Annotated in this window: 17 protein-coding genes and 1 other RNA gene; 5 read left to right on the forward strand and 13 right to left on the reverse strand. The window is 34.3% G+C overall.

Translation table 11 applies throughout. From position 1 onward, the window contains the following. The first annotated feature begins 74 nt into the window (after positions 1-74). A complete protein-coding gene (locus CW751_RS07465) occupies positions 75-392 on the forward strand; it encodes a hypothetical protein (protein ID WP_101334380.1) in 318 nt (105 codons plus the stop codon). Between the two features lie 211 nt (positions 393-603). Here the strand turns inward: CW751_RS07465 and porQ are convergent, their stop codons facing one another. The 3 genes from porQ to CW751_RS07480 form a co-directional block, all read right to left on the reverse strand. Next, positions 604-1,632, reverse strand: a complete 1,029-nt coding sequence (porQ, locus tag CW751_RS07470) for a type IX secretion system protein PorQ (RefSeq protein WP_101334381.1) — start codon at positions 1,630-1,632, stop codon at positions 604-606. Positions 1,633-1,691: 59 nt separating this feature from the next. Beyond that, on the reverse strand, positions 1,692-2,198 hold the full coding sequence (locus CW751_RS07475; RefSeq protein ID WP_101334382.1) for a metallophosphoesterase family protein: 507 nt from the start codon (positions 2,196-2,198) through the stop codon (positions 1,692-1,694). Between the two features lie 89 nt (positions 2,199-2,287). Continuing rightward, on the reverse strand, positions 2,288-2,854 hold the full coding sequence (locus tag CW751_RS07480) for a chalcone isomerase family protein (protein WP_101334383.1): 567 nt from the start codon (positions 2,852-2,854) through the stop codon (positions 2,288-2,290). A 69-nt stretch (positions 2,855-2,923) separates the two neighbouring features. Here CW751_RS07480 and CW751_RS07485 point away from each other — a divergent pair, with 69 nt between their 5' ends. Continuing rightward, positions 2,924-3,205, forward strand: a complete 282-nt coding sequence (locus CW751_RS07485; RefSeq protein WP_101334384.1) for a hypothetical protein — start codon at positions 2,924-2,926, stop codon at positions 3,203-3,205. On the opposite strand, the gene CW751_RS07490 is transcribed toward CW751_RS07485, so the two are convergent. The 7 genes from CW751_RS07490 to CW751_RS07520 all read right to left on the reverse strand — a co-directional run bounded on the left by CW751_RS07490 (position 3,202) and on the right by CW751_RS07520 (position 9,157). Beyond that, positions 3,202-3,888, reverse strand: coding sequence for a hypothetical protein (locus CW751_RS07490; RefSeq protein ID WP_101334385.1), 687 nt, complete (start codon positions 3,886-3,888; stop codon positions 3,202-3,204). The genes CW751_RS07485 and CW751_RS07490 overlap by 4 nt on opposite strands. Next, complete coding sequence (locus CW751_RS07495) at positions 3,889-4,911, reverse strand: threonine aldolase family protein (protein WP_101334386.1); 1,023 nt, start codon at positions 4,909-4,911, stop codon at positions 3,889-3,891. Between the two features lie 3 nt (positions 4,912-4,914). After that, entirely contained in the window at positions 4,915-5,556 is a 642-nt protein-coding gene (locus CW751_RS07500; protein WP_101334387.1) for an O-methyltransferase, read from the reverse strand. A gap of 19 nt (positions 5,557-5,575) precedes the next feature. Further along, an RNA gene (rnpB, locus tag CW751_RS07505) (RNase P RNA component class A) lies at positions 5,576-5,946 on the reverse strand. A gap of 279 nt (positions 5,947-6,225) precedes the next feature. Continuing rightward, on the reverse strand, positions 6,226-7,296 hold the full coding sequence (locus tag CW751_RS07510) for a hypothetical protein (protein WP_101334388.1): 1,071 nt from the start codon (positions 7,294-7,296) through the stop codon (positions 6,226-6,228). Next, entirely contained in the window at positions 7,293-8,546 is a 1,254-nt protein-coding gene (locus CW751_RS07515; protein ID WP_101334389.1) for a hypothetical protein, read from the reverse strand. The genes CW751_RS07510 and CW751_RS07515 overlap by 4 nt, the downstream gene beginning before the upstream one ends. Beyond that, positions 8,543-9,157 carry an RNA polymerase sigma factor gene (locus CW751_RS07520; protein ID WP_133122159.1) on the reverse strand — a complete coding sequence of 205 codons (615 nt, stop codon included), beginning with the start codon at positions 9,155-9,157 and terminating at the stop codon, positions 8,543-8,545. Before CW751_RS07520 ends, CW751_RS07515 begins: the two co-directional genes overlap by 4 nt. A 122-nt stretch (positions 9,158-9,279) precedes the next feature. Between CW751_RS07520 and CW751_RS07525 the strand changes: the two genes are divergently transcribed. Beyond that, positions 9,280-9,759, forward strand: a complete 480-nt coding sequence (locus CW751_RS07525; RefSeq protein ID WP_101334391.1) for a SixA phosphatase family protein — start codon at positions 9,280-9,282, stop codon at positions 9,757-9,759. A 63-nt stretch (positions 9,760-9,822) separates the two neighbouring features. Here the strand turns inward: CW751_RS07525 and CW751_RS07530 are convergent, their stop codons facing one another. Then, positions 9,823-11,898: a M43 family zinc metalloprotease gene (locus CW751_RS07530; RefSeq protein WP_165779249.1), complete on the reverse strand. Its 2,076-nt coding sequence runs from the start codon at positions 11,896-11,898 to the stop codon at positions 9,823-9,825. 199 nt (positions 11,899-12,097) lie between these two features. Then, a complete protein-coding gene (locus tag CW751_RS07535) occupies positions 12,098-13,024 on the reverse strand; it encodes a malate dehydrogenase (protein WP_101334393.1) in 927 nt (308 codons plus the stop codon). Between the two features lie 388 nt (positions 13,025-13,412). Here CW751_RS07535 and CW751_RS07540 point away from each other — a divergent pair, with 388 nt between their 5' ends. Both CW751_RS07540 and CW751_RS07545 read left to right on the forward strand, forming a co-directional pair. Further along, a complete protein-coding gene (locus CW751_RS07540; protein WP_101334394.1) occupies positions 13,413-13,979 on the forward strand; it encodes an RNA polymerase sigma factor in 567 nt (188 codons plus the stop codon). Next, complete coding sequence (locus CW751_RS07545) at positions 13,976-15,253, forward strand: hypothetical protein (RefSeq protein ID WP_101334395.1); 1,278 nt, start codon at positions 13,976-13,978, stop codon at positions 15,251-15,253. The genes CW751_RS07540 and CW751_RS07545 overlap by 4 nt, the downstream gene beginning before the upstream one ends. Before the next feature lie 444 nt (positions 15,254-15,697). Here the strand turns inward: CW751_RS07545 and CW751_RS07550 are convergent, their stop codons facing one another. Then, positions 15,698-16,972 (reverse strand): T9SS type A sorting domain-containing protein, encoded by a 1,275-nt coding sequence (locus CW751_RS07550; protein WP_101334396.1) that lies wholly within the window; start codon positions 16,970-16,972, stop codon positions 15,698-15,700. Between the last annotated feature and the right edge of the window lie 125 nt (positions 16,973-17,097).

Here is a 17,097-nt window from a genome sequence, read left to right on the forward strand (position 1 = left end):
TACAAGCTCAATTTTTAAGTCTTACTTCTAAAGCTCATCAAGATTTTTACGTTGATTATCGCATTAGAAATAGTATGCAACGTAATTATTATACCGTTAGAAATAACAAGATTTATCTGACTTTTAGTTGTCCTGTTTTTGATCATATAGGTGAAGCAAATCCAGAGGCTTATGCTATAAAGCACAAGGAAAGTTCGGTTAGAATTGCAAAAGACATCGCTATGTATAATGGTGTAATTGAAGATTATTCGCTTTCTTCAATAGACAATCCAAATGGATACACACCGAAAAATATCATATCAACTGGAGAGCTGTATGTTTACTTTATTTTTGATTCATCAGATATGAAATATAAAACGCCAATGCAATCGCCTACAGAAGACGAGAATTAAGGTAATATCTCTTTTTAATAATTACGACTTATCTTGGTATCCCAATTGAATTATCAACTATTGTAGCATTACGAAATGAGGTGTAGCTTCTCAATATCCGTACATTTCTTTTATCTTCTGGCTTTTAAGTTGTTAGTTGCCCTAAACCTTTTCAATTAAAATGTATAGCACGATTTTATGTGCTAAAAAAAGTCTTTTGTTTAGTCTATTTTTACTTTCTCCACAAATCAAAATCTGTGCGTAAAGAAATAAGGTTATTAAACCCAGCACTTGAAAATACAACTAACCCATAATCAATTGTAAATCTTTTAAAGTTTAAACCAGCACCAAAAGAAAAACCACCCATTCCAGGTCTGTTTTCAACCAGCATTTCTCTTCTTTGGTTATAATCAAAAGCACCTCTAATACGTACTGTTTTTCCAATAAGCGCTTCCACTTGAAAAATAAAATGTCTGCCTAACTTTTCACCAAATCCAGCTTTTTCGACTGGAACTTCTTTACCTGTTAATGGGTCAATTGTTGGTTTAGCATTAGGATCATCGTAGGTTAAATCCCATTGGTTTAAGTGATGGGCCACAATAGAAAACCGAAAAGGAGCATGTGCGAGTTTGTGTGATACACCTAACATGGCTTGAATTGGTAAAGGAGATCTCGTTTTATTTGTATAAGTCGAGAGCTGTGCTCCAATATTTTTCACTACTGCGGAAACAGTTGTTCTTTCATTTGTGCTGCGGTACATTCCTGCAAAATCAAAGGCAATGCCCATGGAGTTGTAAGACTCTAATTGTGACCAAATCAAATTAAAAGTAGCACCAATGGATATGTTTTTATTTAGCGTTCTTCCGATACTTCCGCCAAGTGCAAAATCGCCTGCAGAAAAAGTTCCAATCTTTTCTCCTTCTATATTCATTCGATCCATCTGTCCATAAGCAACATATCTTAGATGTAGTGCACCTGTGCCAACCTTGTTAATGTCATGTGCATAGGCAACCATTCCATGATTAATACCCCCTGCAAGTAATGCTTGGTTGAAGCCAGCAGAGTTGCTCATTTTCGTATTAAATGCGGCTGGATTTTGAATACCCACATTGATGTCATTGTCAAAGGCGGTGATAAATTGCCTTCCTAGTGATGCAGCTCTTGCGTTATAAGGTAAATCAAGAAACGGAAAAGCATTTTTACCTCCAGTTTGTCCAAAAAGGGTAATTGGAATGAGAAGAATTATTAAAAGTTGTTTCATTTGAATTTAATGAACGGATTAATTTATAAAAAATTGTTAATAGATGAATATAAAAATGATTATTTATTTTTTCCACGAACCCCCATTTCAATAACTTCCAAGTTCTTTATTTCTCCTGATAACAAGTCAAACCGCAAGAGTGTTTTTACCGTGTGAAAACCATGATTTCCACAGGCTCCTGGATTAAGCCACAACATTTGGTGTTTTGGATCAAACTTTACGAGTAAAATGTGTGAATGACCACAAATAAATAGTTGAGGAGCGCCATTTTTATTTATTTCCTGTAGTAATGGTTTTGAATATTTTCCAGGTTTACCAGCAATATGCGTCATCAGTACCTCGACACCATTGCGTTCAAAACGTTGAAATTCGGGGAGTTCACGTCGTATATTTGTACCATCAATATTTCCGTAAACGCCAACCAAAGGCTTGAAAGCACTTAATTTTTCAAGTATCGTTATATCCCCAACATCTCCAGCATGCCATATTTCATCCACGTCTTTAAAATACGTAAATACTCTTTCATCTAGAAAACTATGGGTGTCAGAAAGTAAACCTATTTTCATACTTTATTTCAATTCATCACAATAAAAAAACTTCTGTCTTATAATTATATAAAACAGAAGTTTTTATACTTTAAATATTTAAAAAGTCCCTATACTTTTCCAAGCATTGCTTTTTTAACTGAGGCATCTGCAGGCTTTTTCCCAAGCCAAATTCCCCATAGTGCTTTTTTGAATGCTAGACCTTTCGCTCCTCCTAAATGTTTACCATTCATATAAACTTCAATTCCACTAGAAGGTTTGTATATTAAAATGATATCATCTCCTTCTTTAAACTCAACATTGAACAGTTTCATAAATTCGGCAATTTCTGATTCACTTGCTTTTCCTTCAGTTGAAGTAGCAAAACCATCTTTGACCGTTTCCACAAACTTATCGCGTGTAACTTTATTTGATAATATTTTTAAACGCATAGCAGACTCTTCATTTTGATCTATAATGGTTTGTGCATTACTCGTTCTTTCGGGTACGTATAGTGCAGCAACATATAGATTGAAGAAATACTTTTGACGTAATCCTGCACCGTTGTATTCAACGACCTTATCACTGATTTTCATTTTTGTAGGAAACTCAGCACCGGCAACAGTAACTTTTTGTGCATTTACAGAAAAGGAAAGTACAATCGCTGTAAATAAAGAAACAATTAAATTTAATTTCATAGTTTTGATTTTAATGAATAATGCTTATTTTTAGACAAATCTTATTCCAAATTTACAAATAAAATTATTATGAATAAACTATTTACACTATTACTAAGTTCAACTGTACTTTTTTTAGCTTCTTGTGGGGGCGGATGGTCTGATGATCAGAAAAATATGGTTAAAAATGAATGTATTACCGAAGGAGGGTATGATTGTGACTGTTATGTAGACAAAGCAGTTGAAACATTTAAAAATCCTGAAGCTTATAATGCAATGGAGGATGCGAAAAAAGAGGCCTTTAATACTGCAATTGAAGATTGTGAAGTAGAAGAGGAGGCTGTTGATGAAGAAAACTTAGAATCCTTCTAAAAATCGGATTTAAAGAATAAGAAAACAGTGCTTTCATTAGAAATCACTGTTTTTTTGGCTTTATCCTGACCACTCGTTTGCCAATACACAGCCCCTTGCTTAGCTTGATGAATAACATAATACCAACCTAAATCATTGTTTTCGAATAGTATTTTTTCCCAATCAATTCTATTCACTGTTTTTAAACTTTCGATGTAATGAATAGTTTGTTGGTTTACCCAAATCACAAATGAGTTTTTTTGTACATTTTTAATTTCATTGATGCGCAAAGACTCACACTTTGTCCCGAAGCAGTCAAGCCAATTATAAAAAGCATTCATTGTTTTTGTGCTATCTTCAAACGTCCATGTTAGATATTGAAAATAATTGCTGTCTTTAAAAAGATATATTTCTTCTTTATCGACATATCCTAATCGATTTGGCATAAACAATTGATTGTTCTTCTTTAATTTTTCTGTTGAGTCTAAACGAATGGAGGATGCGCGCTTGAGAATTTTCTCGGTCCGTTTAGATAGCTGAAAAGTATCTGTTTTCACTGAGTCTTCTACGTAATCATATTGTCTTTCGGCTTGTGGAAGAATTTCTTTCGATGAAATTACTTCTGCTTCTTGTTGTGTGTCGGTTGCACAAGAGGTGATGAGAGAAATGATCAGTATGAAGTAAGCAAATACCCTGTTTTTCATTTAAGAAATGGTTTTTAAGATATGAATGCAATCATTAATGTCCTTATTTGTAATATCTAAATGCGTTACCATTCGAAAGGTTTGTTCGCCAAAAGGCATAAAAAACAATCCTTTTTGAGCGCATTTTTGGATAATTTTATCAACGTTTTTATGAGCAGCAACTTTGGCTACGATTATATTTGTTTGTACGGGTAGCACGTTTTCTATCCAAGTTAATTGTTGTAATTCATTTTCTAATTGTTTAGCGTGCAGGTGATCTTCTTTTAACCTATCGATGTTGTTTTGCATCGCGTATAATCCACCAGCAGCAATAATACCTGCTTGGCGCATTCCTCCACCCATAACTTTTCTTACGCGTCTTGCACGATCAATAAAATCTTTATTACCCAATAAAATAGAACCAACAGGAGCTCCTAATCCTTTGGAAAGACATATTGAAATAGAGTCAAAAGGACGGGCATATTCGTGGGGCTGTATTTTATTTTCTATAAGTGCGTTAAAAACACGTGCACCATCTAAATGCAGCGGAAGGTTATTCGAGTCGCAAACTTTGCGTATTTCTTTAATGGCGTTAAAATCATAAATAGCTCCACCCCCCCGATTCATGGTGTCTTCTAAAGCAACTAAACGCGTTAAAGGATAATGGGGGTTTGTGGGGTCTTTTATGTTTTCCGCTACAGCTTCGGCAGTTATTCTTCCCCGATCTCCTTTTAGTAACTGAACAGAACATCCACTGTTTTTTGCAATTCCACCCCCTTCATAAAAGTAGATGTGTGCATCCTCTGAACAAATTACTGCATCGCCAGGTTTACAATGCACATTGATCGCTATTTGATTGGTTTGAGTACCTGAAGCGCAAAACAAAGCCGCTTCTTTATCAAAGTACTTAGCTGCATACGCCTCTAGTTTATTAATAGTAGGATCTTCCTGAAACACATCATCTCCTAATGGTGCTTCCATCATAAATAATTTCATAGCTTTACTAGGAAGGGTAACCGTGTCTGATCTTAAATCAATATGCATGTTCTATTTTTTTCGTATTACCATTAATCCATCTCTGATGGGCATAAGTACATTTTCGACACGGGGATCATCTTGAATTTTTTGGTTAAAAATCTTAAGTGCTTCAGTGTCCTTGTCATTTTTCTTGGTGGGCGCTATTACTTTTCCTGACCACAGTACATTGTCTGCAATAATTATCGATCCACTGGGAAGATCTTTTATAAGTAGGTCGTAATAATTACTGTAATTAGTTTTATCTGCATCAATAAACACGAGATCAAAATCTAGATCTAAGGTTGGTACGATTTCCATAGCATCACCAACAATCATTTTAATTTTGTTGGAATATCCAGCCTTGTTAATATATTCATTGACCATGTCTTCTAACTCATAATTAACATCTAGGGTAAGAAGCATTCCATCTTCATCAAGTCCTTCAGCTAGGCAAATTGCAGAATAACCTGTGTATGTTCCTATTTCTAATATTCTTTTAGGCCGAATCATTTTACTGAACATACTTAGCGTTCTACCTTGAAGATGTCCAGATAGCATACGTGGTTGAAGGACTTTTATATGGGTTTGCCTGTTGAGTTCTGCGAGTGTATCGGACTCATTGGATGTATGTGCATTGACATAATCCTCTAATTCTTGTTTTAAAAATTCCATGAATCAAAAATAAGAAAAAAACAAAGGCAAACCATAAGCCGGGTTCTGTAAACCATCGAAGATGGCTGTTTGTCATTTATCTAGTCCCGAAGTCACCCGCGGGATCAATCGACCTACCCTCCAAGTTGAACGAGCAGTTCTCAAACCTTGGTTTACATGGTCTTTCAGTCCGTAAGGTTTACCTAGCCAACGATGTCACCATCGGAGCGGTGAGCTCTTACCTCGCCTTTTCACTATGACCTTGAATATTACTCCAAGGCTACTTATTTCTGTGGCACTATCTGTAATCTAATTGCTTAGAATCCTTCTCGTTAAGAAGTACGGTGCTCTGTACTGCCCAGACTTTCCTCTCTCTCGAATAAACGAAACAGCGACAAACTGGTTTGCCTTTGGTGCAAAAATACAATATAACCCGTATTATTTAGCGTATTTTTTACATAAATAAATCATGAAATGGTTTGTCTAAAATTTTAAAACCAGCTTTGACCAAAGAAATGTTTTTTATTTCTAAATAAAAGGGTGCAATTATTGGGTTTAGACTGAATCCAAGGATGGGCTTTCGCTTATTAAATTATAGGATTACCCTATTAAATTATTGCGTATTGAAACAAGTGGTAATTGAATACGAATAAAAAATACGCTAGATTGACTGATTTTACATTCTAAGATTTAATATCCAACTCCTATTTCAATGTTGAGATCACTTGGTACAACCTCTCCGGTTGTGTTGTTTCGAAATAAAGTATTTAATGATCCTTTCAGAAGTTTTACATTTTGATTGGTTTCACCACTTTCATATTCTACGATTTCATCTATTTCAAATAAAGATTCTTCAGGATTATCCCCCACAGATGTATATGTTGTGCCATTAATCAATAGGTCAAATTTGGCTTTTGCATCCCAAATTACAGCGGTGTGATGGCCGATTTTCGTAAAATCTTCAACACTAAAATAACTGTCAAAACTATTTATGTAGATCTCTTTTTCGAGGGTAACGCTATTTGAAAACTCTACTTGAGCTTTTAGTTTAAAAGTGTTTGGAAGTTCTGAAGCATTTAATGTTACGCCCTCTGCGTAAAAATCATCATTAATAAACCATTTTACATTGTTGACAGTAGCGCTACTGGTTAAGGCTTCAGCTTGAAAATTATAATTTTGATCAAATTCATAATAAATATCTAAATCAGTGTTTTTTCTGTATCCAACTAGGATAGTGTTGCATGTTTTAGCTTTTGCTCCGTTAATAAATTGTATATCAACACATATTTTATACTTTCCTGGTTCGTATAAAGTTAAGGTTGGAGTATTTTCGGGTTTATCATCAACAAACCAATTAAGCGATTCAATTTCTGAATTGTTTTCAAAGTCTTCCTTTTTAATTTCCAATAATTTAGTGTTTCCGAACTCCTCTGCAATCATATACGAAGTTGCGTCGTTAAAGATGTCTATTCCTGGAATATTAACATCTGCGTTATGTATTTTTATCTTGATAGACTGCTGAGCATTACCAAGGTCTCCATTAAAAATACGAACATTATTCAGCGATGTATGATTGGCTACCATAACTGCATCATTTTCTCCAGCTTGTATCTCAATAGGAGTTTGTCCAATACTACCTTTTACATTGAAAACGGGTGTGTTTTCCGTTGGAAATTGCGGTAGTTCTTCTTTATCACATCCAAAAATAATGGACATAAAAAAGATGAGAACCGTTAAATATGTAATTTCTTTTAATTTCATTTGATTATGTTAAAACGCAAAGTTAATTGTCCATAAATAGGATTAGTTGTTGCTGAATTATTGAAATACACATTGTCATTAATGCGTCCAGATATATTCGTTCCTACTTTTAATCCTGCACTAAATCGTTTGCTGATTGTATGTTCTAACCATACATATCCTTGAGTAGAGAACTTGTTAAGACCGTCTTTAGGTCCTTTGTATCTTTTTGTAGATTGTAATTGATTGTCTTTATAGAAACTAAGGTCCATTCCTGTGGATAATAAATAATTGGCTTGTACTCCTAATCCAAAGGATGTTTTATTAAATCTATATCCAAATTCTAAAGGTACATAAATATCATAAAGACTTTGATAAGATAGATCACTTTGATGGTGACTAACGTCAAATCCATAAACCTTTGCTCTTTGTGAAACAACTAAGTCGGCGTTTGATGTGATTTGTGATCCTAAACCAAATCTTAAAAGTACATTATTAAAGTCGGCCTCTATGTTTAAAGACAAATTCACTATTCCAGATTCAAAAGGTCTGCTGGTTTCATAGTTTTCCATCACTCCACCACTAACTTTAGCGTATAAAGTTATGTTTTTAGTGTTATGTTGAGCCAAGCTAGATTCAAAAATATCACCTGGAGGGGCTTGATTTATTCTTTGACTGTACTTTGCGTCTAGCGCTATATCTTTTCCGCTTTTTCCCTCTGTTTGTGTTGGTTCTTCATCCTCGATCTGTTCTTTTTTGAAAGCGTTGATTGGTCGATGATCAGAATTGGATTGCGTCAAAGTCTTACTCTTTTCATTCTTCTGGCTGAAATAAACCTCTTCTTTTGATTGTGGAGCAGTGTTTTTCTTGCTTATAAAATGTTCATTAGTGGGCTTGTCAAAACTATTATTGGTCGTAATTTTATTTTCAGTGATTTTAGCAACTTCTGTGTTATTCGTTTTTGACTTTAATGTTGAACTTTCTTCGGTATTTTCATATTGATTATTTTTATTTATACCACTATCTAACGCAACTTGTGTGTACTTTACCTCTGCGGAATGATTGGTAAATAAAAACAAACCGAGAAAAATTAACATAGAAAATATAGTGGCACCACCTAGCGACCAAAATAAAAGAATTTTCTTTTTCTTATCCCTTTGTTTTAACAGAGTGCTCATTTCGTTCCAGTATTCAGCTTTGTACTGCGGTGCATTTTCTGCATGTGCAGCATCCCTGAATAATTGGTCTATATTGTTGAAATCTTTGCTCATATAATCAATGTTTTCAATGTTGTTTTCTCTTGTTTCTCAATAAGCGCTTTAAGTTCTTTACGTGCAACTGATAAATGCCACTTTGAAGTTCCGTCAGACATTTCCATAATTTCACCAATTTCTTTATGATTATAGCCTTCAATGACGTATAACATAAAGACACGTTTGGTTGCAGGCTTTAAATAATCCAATAAACGCATAATACTAGATTCACCAAAGTTACTTTCTGCTTCATTTTTAATTCCCTCTGAATGATATTCTAATTCTCTATCCGTGTCTCGTTTGTGAATTTTTTCTTTGTACTTTTTATTTTTTCTGTATTCATCAATAAGTGTATTGGACATAACCCTTTTAGCCCAAGCCGCAAAATGAACATCGTCAAGATCTAATTTATTGAGGTTGTCGATAATTTTCATAAAAGCAACGTTGTAAATAGCACGAGCATCTTGTTCATTATTATGATACCTCTTGCATATTGGCATCAAAAATTGAAAACAAGCCTCGTACAACTCTTTTTGAGCTTTGCGCTTATTTTTGGCGCATGACTTGAGTAATTTGACATCAACATGCATGTAGTTATTAACTCCTTTTATGTTTTTTTTACTTTGCAATTTCCTTAATTATTAAAGCTTTTTTGCACCTCCATGACATTAATACGTATTTTAATGACAATGGGTTGGTATAAATCATTTATTTTTTCATCTTCGCAACATATTCTAAATTCGAATTTGAAATGAAACTGTATTTACTTCGCCATGGAGAGGCCTATGATTCTTCATCGACTGGAAAAGATTTTGATCGTGAATTGACTGACCATGGTGTAGAACAGGTTAATCAAATTAAAAAAAGACTTGAAAATGAAGCGAGTGAGGCTGAATTTTGTGTTTTTTGTTCAAGCGCAAGTAGAACAAAACAAACCTATGAAATAATTGCGCCAAGCTTATCTATTTCTTCAATTTCTTTTTTAAAAGAAATGTATTTGGCAGATCACACGTATATGTTAAATTTCCTTTGGAATAATGAACACCAAGATGATACTGTTTTATTGATTGGGCACAATAATGGCTTGTCAGATTTAGCTTCTTACTTACTTGATCAAAAAATAGTTTTACCAACGAGTGGTTTGCTGATTATTGATTTCCCAGAATTAAAAAATTTAAGCGATATTGGCTTAGGAACTGGGGTAGAGGTAAGCAAATGTTTCCCTGAATAACGGTCTTTCTTCTTTAAACTATTCAAAGAATACTTTATTTTGAATCTTTCAAGTATAAGTGAACTACTTCAATATAACTACTTTTTTCATTTTAGTTGATAAACCTTCTTGATTTGATTCATACCTAATAAAATATGTTCCTGATGGTATGTCTTGAATTGAAAATTGAACATTATACGCCTTCTTTACCGGTTTATTTTTAATAACGTTTCCATAAATATCATACAAAATTATTTGTCCATTCAAGGTTGTATTGCCTGAGGAGATAATGAAATAGGAATCTGTTGGATTGGGGTAAATCTCTAACTTCTTTTGATTTTCTTCTGCTTTTAAATCAAGTTCGCTTATGTCAGAAAAGTTAATATTGTCTAGAAAAAGATTATTTCCCCCGTCTGCGTTGTATTTGAATCTGAACATTAAATTGTCAACATTATAGTTGCTAAGTGGAATTGTATACTCATGTTCTCCCCAAGCTGCATTATCCGAGGGGAAATATTCATACTCGGCAGTCTCAAATGAAGATGAATTTAACAAAACAACTTTTCTTGTTGCCCAACTTTCCCCACAGTCTTTGCTAAGTTGGATTTCTAATCTTTCGTTACCCATGTTTGCTCTTTTAGCATAAGCTAGATCAAAAGTAAGGGCAATTTTGTTATATGTTGTAGCATCAATCGGTTTGCTTTTGAAAATATATGACGTTCGCTCGGGACCATTATAATTATTAAGATAGATCGAGTACTGACTGTTTTTACCGTAGTTAATTCTTCTGAATTTAACAGGGTTCTCATTGGAGTTTTCCACCCATCTTTCAGAAATCAAGGAACTGTCTTCGAAGTTTTCAATTAAGTTTTTATTCATGGGTTGATTATCTAATACCTGAATAAAATTGGTGTATACAGAGTCTACTTGCTCAATTCCATTTGATACCTGAAGGGTAACATTGAAATTCCCTGGAGAGTTGTAGATTACGGTCACACTAGAGTCGGCAGATGTATTAATATTCCCACCTTCAAATGTCCAGTTTCTATTATTAACTCCATGATACGAAAAGTCTGAAAAGGTAACCGAATCTCCAGCGCAAATAACTCTTTTATTCGCAAAAATCTGTGTTCTGCATAGCAGGTTTGTATTGTTAGTAACGCCAGTTGCAACTAGGTTGGAAGGGGTCCAAAGATTGTTTCTATTCGCTATGTTTGCATTTAAAGCTGCATGCATTCTTATTTTTTGACCTTCCGTAAAGAATAAAGAACAGTAAGAATAATCCATGTAGTTTTGTACCATGTCTAAAGAGCTACATGTGTTGCCTGTTAAATTACAAGATTGCCATCCAATGGTATTCGGTGTGTCTGCTACTCCGTCATCATGTGAGCAATTTCCGTTATCCGCTACAGGCAGGTAGTAAAAGTCGGGAACATTGTTTCCTCCCCAAATGTGTTGTAAATTAAGGAAATGACCTATTTCGTGTGTCAATACGGTTCTTTTAAAATGATTGGAGGTGCCAATGGAGCCGATATAACTATGTTGCATAACAATTCCATCCCATTGCGGAATGGTATCTGCTGCGCCTGGGAGCAGTGCGTGTCCAGCTAGTCCTGCAGCGCTATTACAAACATACACATTGAGGTATTGATCGGGAGGCCACTGAACTAAGCTTTTAACTTGATGATCGCCTACGTTTGTCAATGGAGAATATGTTCGTGTGATTCCATTGGTGCAATTACCGTTTGGGTCTAATTGTGCTAATCTTATTTCTATTTCTGTATCGGCAGCAAGACCTTGAAAATCATTTACAATGTCAACAGTGTCGGCATTGTTTTTTCGAAATTGTAAATTAACTTGTTTTACCGCGTCATTAATTTGAGCAACTGATATGTTCCCTTCTCCGTAATCGTGAATTACATGAAAAACTACAGGAATAATATAAATTCCACCGCTTCTTTGATGGGCCGCCTGTTGCGTGTAGGTCTGAGTAAAACTTTCTAATTCAAGTGTTGCCTTTTTAATTCCAGATTGTAAGTCGGGGTTTTGATGATAAAGCTTGCTGTTGATTTGATCGGTCGCACAAGGAAATGTCTCCTCTTGAGCTAAGGATAAGAAACTGAATAGAAAAAGAACAATAATTAGATGTGTGAATTTCATAATTGCGGTGTTGTAGTAAGTTGTAAATATAGAAAAAAATAATAGGGTTACCCATTTAAATCGCAATAAGCAATTTCGTTTAAATCTATTTACCATTTATTCTAAAAGATTGTAGTAGAAAGCCTGATAAGTTGGCCCAAAAAAATGGTCATTGAATCTCTCCAACAACCATTTCTGTGTTAAAATATAATTTTAAATCTTAAAGATTCAGTGCTCCATTTGTATCGCGAACTTTGTCGGCAGCTTCATTAAATTTAGCTTTTTCATCATCAGATAATTCGATTTCAACGATTTCTTCCACACCGTTTCTTCCAATTAATGCAGGAACCCCCATGCAAATGTCTTTTTGACCGTATTCACCCTCTAGGTATAGAGAGCATGGGAACATTTTCTTTTGATCACACGCAATTGCTTGAACCAATCCTGAAACTGCAGCGCCTGGTGCATACCATGCAGATGTACCTAGTAATTTTGTTAAAGTGGCACCTCCTACACGAGTTTCTTGCTCAACATATTCTAGTTTAGCATCATCTAAGAATTGATTTACTGGCACTCCGTTTCTTGAAGCTAATCTAGTTAATGGAACCATTCCTGTGTCACTATGCGCACCGATAACCATTCCGTTAACATCAGAGATAGGACATGTTAATGCCTCAGCTAATCTGTATTTGAAACGAGCACTGTCTAATGCTCCACCCATTCCTATAATCCTGTTCTTAGGAATATCTGTTGCTTTATGTACCAAATAAGTCATTGTGTCCATTGGGTTACTCACCACAATAATGATAACATTTGGAGAATGAGCTACTAACTCTTCAACAACCGATTTAACAATCTTAGCATTCGTTCCGATTAATTCTTCTCTTGTCATTCCTGGCTTTCTCGGAATACCTGAGGTGATTACAGCAATGTCAGAATTCGCTGTTTTTGAATAATCACTTGTAGAACCAACAATTTTTGTGTCAAATCCGTTTAAGGATGCAGTTTGCATTAAATCCATCGCTTTTCCTTCTGCAAATCCTTCTTTAATATCTAAAAGACAAACTTCTGCAGCGAAATCTTTCATCGCGATATATTCTGCACAACTCGCCCCTACGGCACCTGCTCCAACAACTGTAACTTTCATTATGTATATTTTTTATTTTTAATAGAATATCCTGTTCACGAAATTAAGAAATTAATCAAAATTAGAAGGCTGATTCTAAAAATAATTCTTGGAATTTATATTGTTCAATGCTCAATTAAAGACTTTTTCATTAAAGTGATGTTGAATTTATGTAAAGAAGGAAATGACTAGTTTTTGACTTTTATTTATTATTTTTCGGGTTGATAAATTGCTGACTCTTTTTTGACCGAAGTAGAATAGTGTAATACAAAGCTTCTAAATTATATTTCTGAGTTGTGTAAAACAACAAAATATGTAACAGGAGGATTGAAGATTGATAAAAAACTAAAATCAATTTACTTTAAAAGCAACCGTTGAATATAGAGCACGTTAATAAAATGAAACAAAAGTGGAGAACGATCAACTCAAAAAATTAATTAAGCGATGCATAAAGCATGAAAGAGCTGCACAAAAGCAACTTTTTGAGCTATTTTATGGGAAGATGTTGGGCGTTTGTTTACGATACACAAAGGATCGTGATCGAGCTCAAGAAGTTGTTCAAACAAGTTTTATAAAGATCTTTGATAAGTTAGAAGAATTTGATTTTAAAGGTTCGTTTGAAGGATGGGTGAGGAGAATTATGGTTAATGCATCAATAGATGCTATTCGTAAAAGAAATCGTCAGCCCTTTTCTACAGATGAAGAATATATGTTTAATGATAGCTACAGCGTTCAAGAACATAATTTAGATGATGATATTACTAAAATAAAGGCAGAGTATGCGATTGAAGCGATTCAAGAATTATCGCCAGCTTACCAAACTGTTTTTAATTTATATGTTATTGAAAACTATTCTCACAAAGAGATAGCTTCCATTTTAGACATCAGCGAAGGAACCTCAAAATCTAATCTAGCTAAAGCAAAGCAAAATTTAAGAAAGATATTAAGTGAGAAATTTGTCAATTTAGACCAATGAAAGATAATTTAGAAAACATAATCAAAAATAGTCTCCAAGACTATGAAGCACCATACGATCCCAAAGCATGGGAAAATGTGAGTGCTCAATTAGATGCGAAAGCTGCTGCAAATAGTGGTGGTGTTAGCTCGATATTAAAATGGAGTTTGGCTGGGACTTTAGTTGCTGTAATAATTGCAGGCTCATATTTGTTGTGGTTTGATAATGATGTTAACTTGACAACTACTAAGAAAGGAGAAGTTGTGGAGGATATCGCTAAAACAAACGCTGAAAATCAACCAATCATAGAGGAATCTTCAAAAGACCAGATAAAAGACAAGAAGAAACAGCATGCAGACAATTCTATTAATGAAGAAAGTGATTTAGTTGCTGATATCCCACCCCTTGAAAATGTAGTTCATGACGAGAAGCATAATTCAAGTTCCAATGAAATTATCTCAAGTCAAGATGAAGCAGAAGGCGTTTACAATGATGGAGAAGTTAATAACGAACAGCCAAAGGAAAAAAAGTTCTTAAGTGGAATATTATCTGCCAAAGAAATTTGTGAGGGAGAAACAGTTTACGTGCGCAACAATAATGAGAATGCGCAGGTGAAGCTTAAATACAGTACACGCAATGCATATCAAGTAATCCTGCCTGGTGATGAAATTCAATTACAAATTAAATCATCCCAAGAGATTCAATTCTATAATCAGAATAATGAAGTTATTGGTTCTCAATATGTGAAGGTCAATCCAAAGCCTGAAGCAAACTTTACGTATGAAGCCAACATTTTTGAAAAGGGATTACCAGTAGTTATTTGTGAAACTTATGAGGATTATGAAGCATACGAATGGTTTGTAGATGGCGAGTTTACGCATATTGGAGAGAAGATGACACATAATCTATTTAAGAAAGCAGATTATAAAATTGCGTTAAAAGTAACGGACAGAAATGGATGTAAAGGTATAAACACGAAAACTGTTCGGATTCACAACAAATACAACCTGATGGCTGTAGATGCATTTAAGCCAAACGGTTCGGATGCAAGGAATAGAACTTTCATGCCATATTCTTTAACGCAGAGAGACGTTCAGTTTGTGTTGACAATTGTTGATCCTGTTGATAATCATGTGGTATTTAAATCCGAAAATAAAAATAATGCTTGGGATGGTTTAGATAATGAAACAGGTAAAATGACACCGGCAAATAAAACATATATTTGGAAGGTTCAGATACTTAATCCACTTAAAAATGAACGTCCAATTTATAGTGGAACAATAGTGCATAATTAATTACTCAAAATAAATAAATAAAAATGCATCCTTTTTTGGGATGCATTTTTTTATCTAATATATTCATACTAGTATTTTGCATAAGAACTAAGATGCTAACATGATTGTATATAAGACTTGAATCTGTGATGTCATTGTCATATCGAGTGTTTGCAAAAATAGGTTTGTTAAAATGCCACGACGACAAAGTCGAGCTTGTTTAACTTTTTTACTCCTATTTTATAAAGATGTCATCCATTCTGATTAAGCCTAAGTGCACAATTTGATAAAATATGTCGTTATGGAGTATTACTTTAGGGAAACAAGCATAAAGGAAATTGAGAATACAATTCGCTGAAATCATTGCGTAATCTAATCTTATTGACCTGTAATTAAAGGCCAATTAAAATAGAATAAAAAAAACTGAGTAGAGTTTTAAAAAAAATCAATCCTCAACATTTATCATTATTGAACAACCAACTTTCTGGTGAGTACCTGTTCATTTACAGTTAATTTAACGAAATACACACCGGAATCAAAGTTTGTTAGGTCCAAAGTGGTATTGTGATTAGCAATTTTAGCTTGTTTAATCTTTCTTCCTTTTATATCTATTACTGAAATAGTATGAATGGGGGACTTTTCTAAAGTAAAATAAACCTTGTCTTTTGCTGGGTTTGGATACATCATCAAATTTGCATTTAGGTTTTCATAATCTAATTTTGCTGTTCCATCTTTTGGATGACATGTTGTTGGATCCACAGGGGTATTACAAACACAAAACTCAGCTGTACCGCAAACCTCACTCAATAAGAATGGAGTCATGTACATCGTAACCGTATCAAGGTACTCTGTACTCGAAGAATGAGGGACGTGTCCAACTCCATATTCTGCTTTAAAACAGTTTTTTATGTTTTCTTTTTCTGCTTTTACGTGAATAGACTCGCTTCCGTCGACTTCCATAATTTCAAAAATGAGTAAGGAAAGCATATCACTTCCAAATGGTACAGTTTCATCTTGATCTCCATGTAAACTTAAAACAGGTGTGGAGTTATTGTTCATCCATGTTGTATCTCCAATTGCACCTGCTATATTAACAATGGCTTTTACATTTGAAGTGTGGTTGGGGGTTCCAGAATTTCCTTCAATTCCACCCGATAACGAATTATCATTTAAATCAATGATTGATGGGACTTCATTTAACTCATCAAGATATGCTAAATGGAGCGCTACGAAACCACCAGCGGAGCTTCCAGCAAGATATATGTTAGTAGTATCAATGCCATAAGGATTACCATCATCCTTCACCGATTTTTTAAAATACCTAACAGCTGCTCTTGCATCTTGGGTTGCCCTCATTACAGCCTCTGAAGCGTCTTTTTCTGTTGGCGGTATAGTCATCCCTAATCGATAAGATATGGAGGAGGTGACGTAACCCTTCTTTGCATAAAACTTAGCCAAAGGAACCACATCGTTTCCTGTTTTTGATCCTTGAACAAATGAGCCTCCGTGAATGAAAATAATTAAAGCACGTTCATTTTCAGTATCTCCAGTGGGTTGGTAAAGATCTAGTTTTAAATCTACAGAATTACCCTCGTAATCCAGGTTAGTACCATATTGAATGTCACTTGTTAGGTCTGAACCAGGAAATAGATCACTGCTGTAACGTCCTGATGAACAATCTTGGCTATGGAGAGAGAATACGGTAAGAATAAAGGTTGGAATTAAAAAAAATAGTTTCATAATATTAGCTGTTTATCAAAAATAGTATAACAAATATAAATGAAATTTTTAGAGGCTGTTATTTATATAAATATACGTTAAAAAAATATTGGTCGTTTTAATTGAGTGGACTAACTACATTTGTA

Source organism: Brumimicrobium salinarum (genome assembly GCF_002844555.1).
In the GTDB taxonomy this organism is placed as follows: domain Bacteria; phylum Bacteroidota; class Bacteroidia; order Flavobacteriales_D; family Crocinitomicaceae; genus Brumimicrobium; species Brumimicrobium salinarum.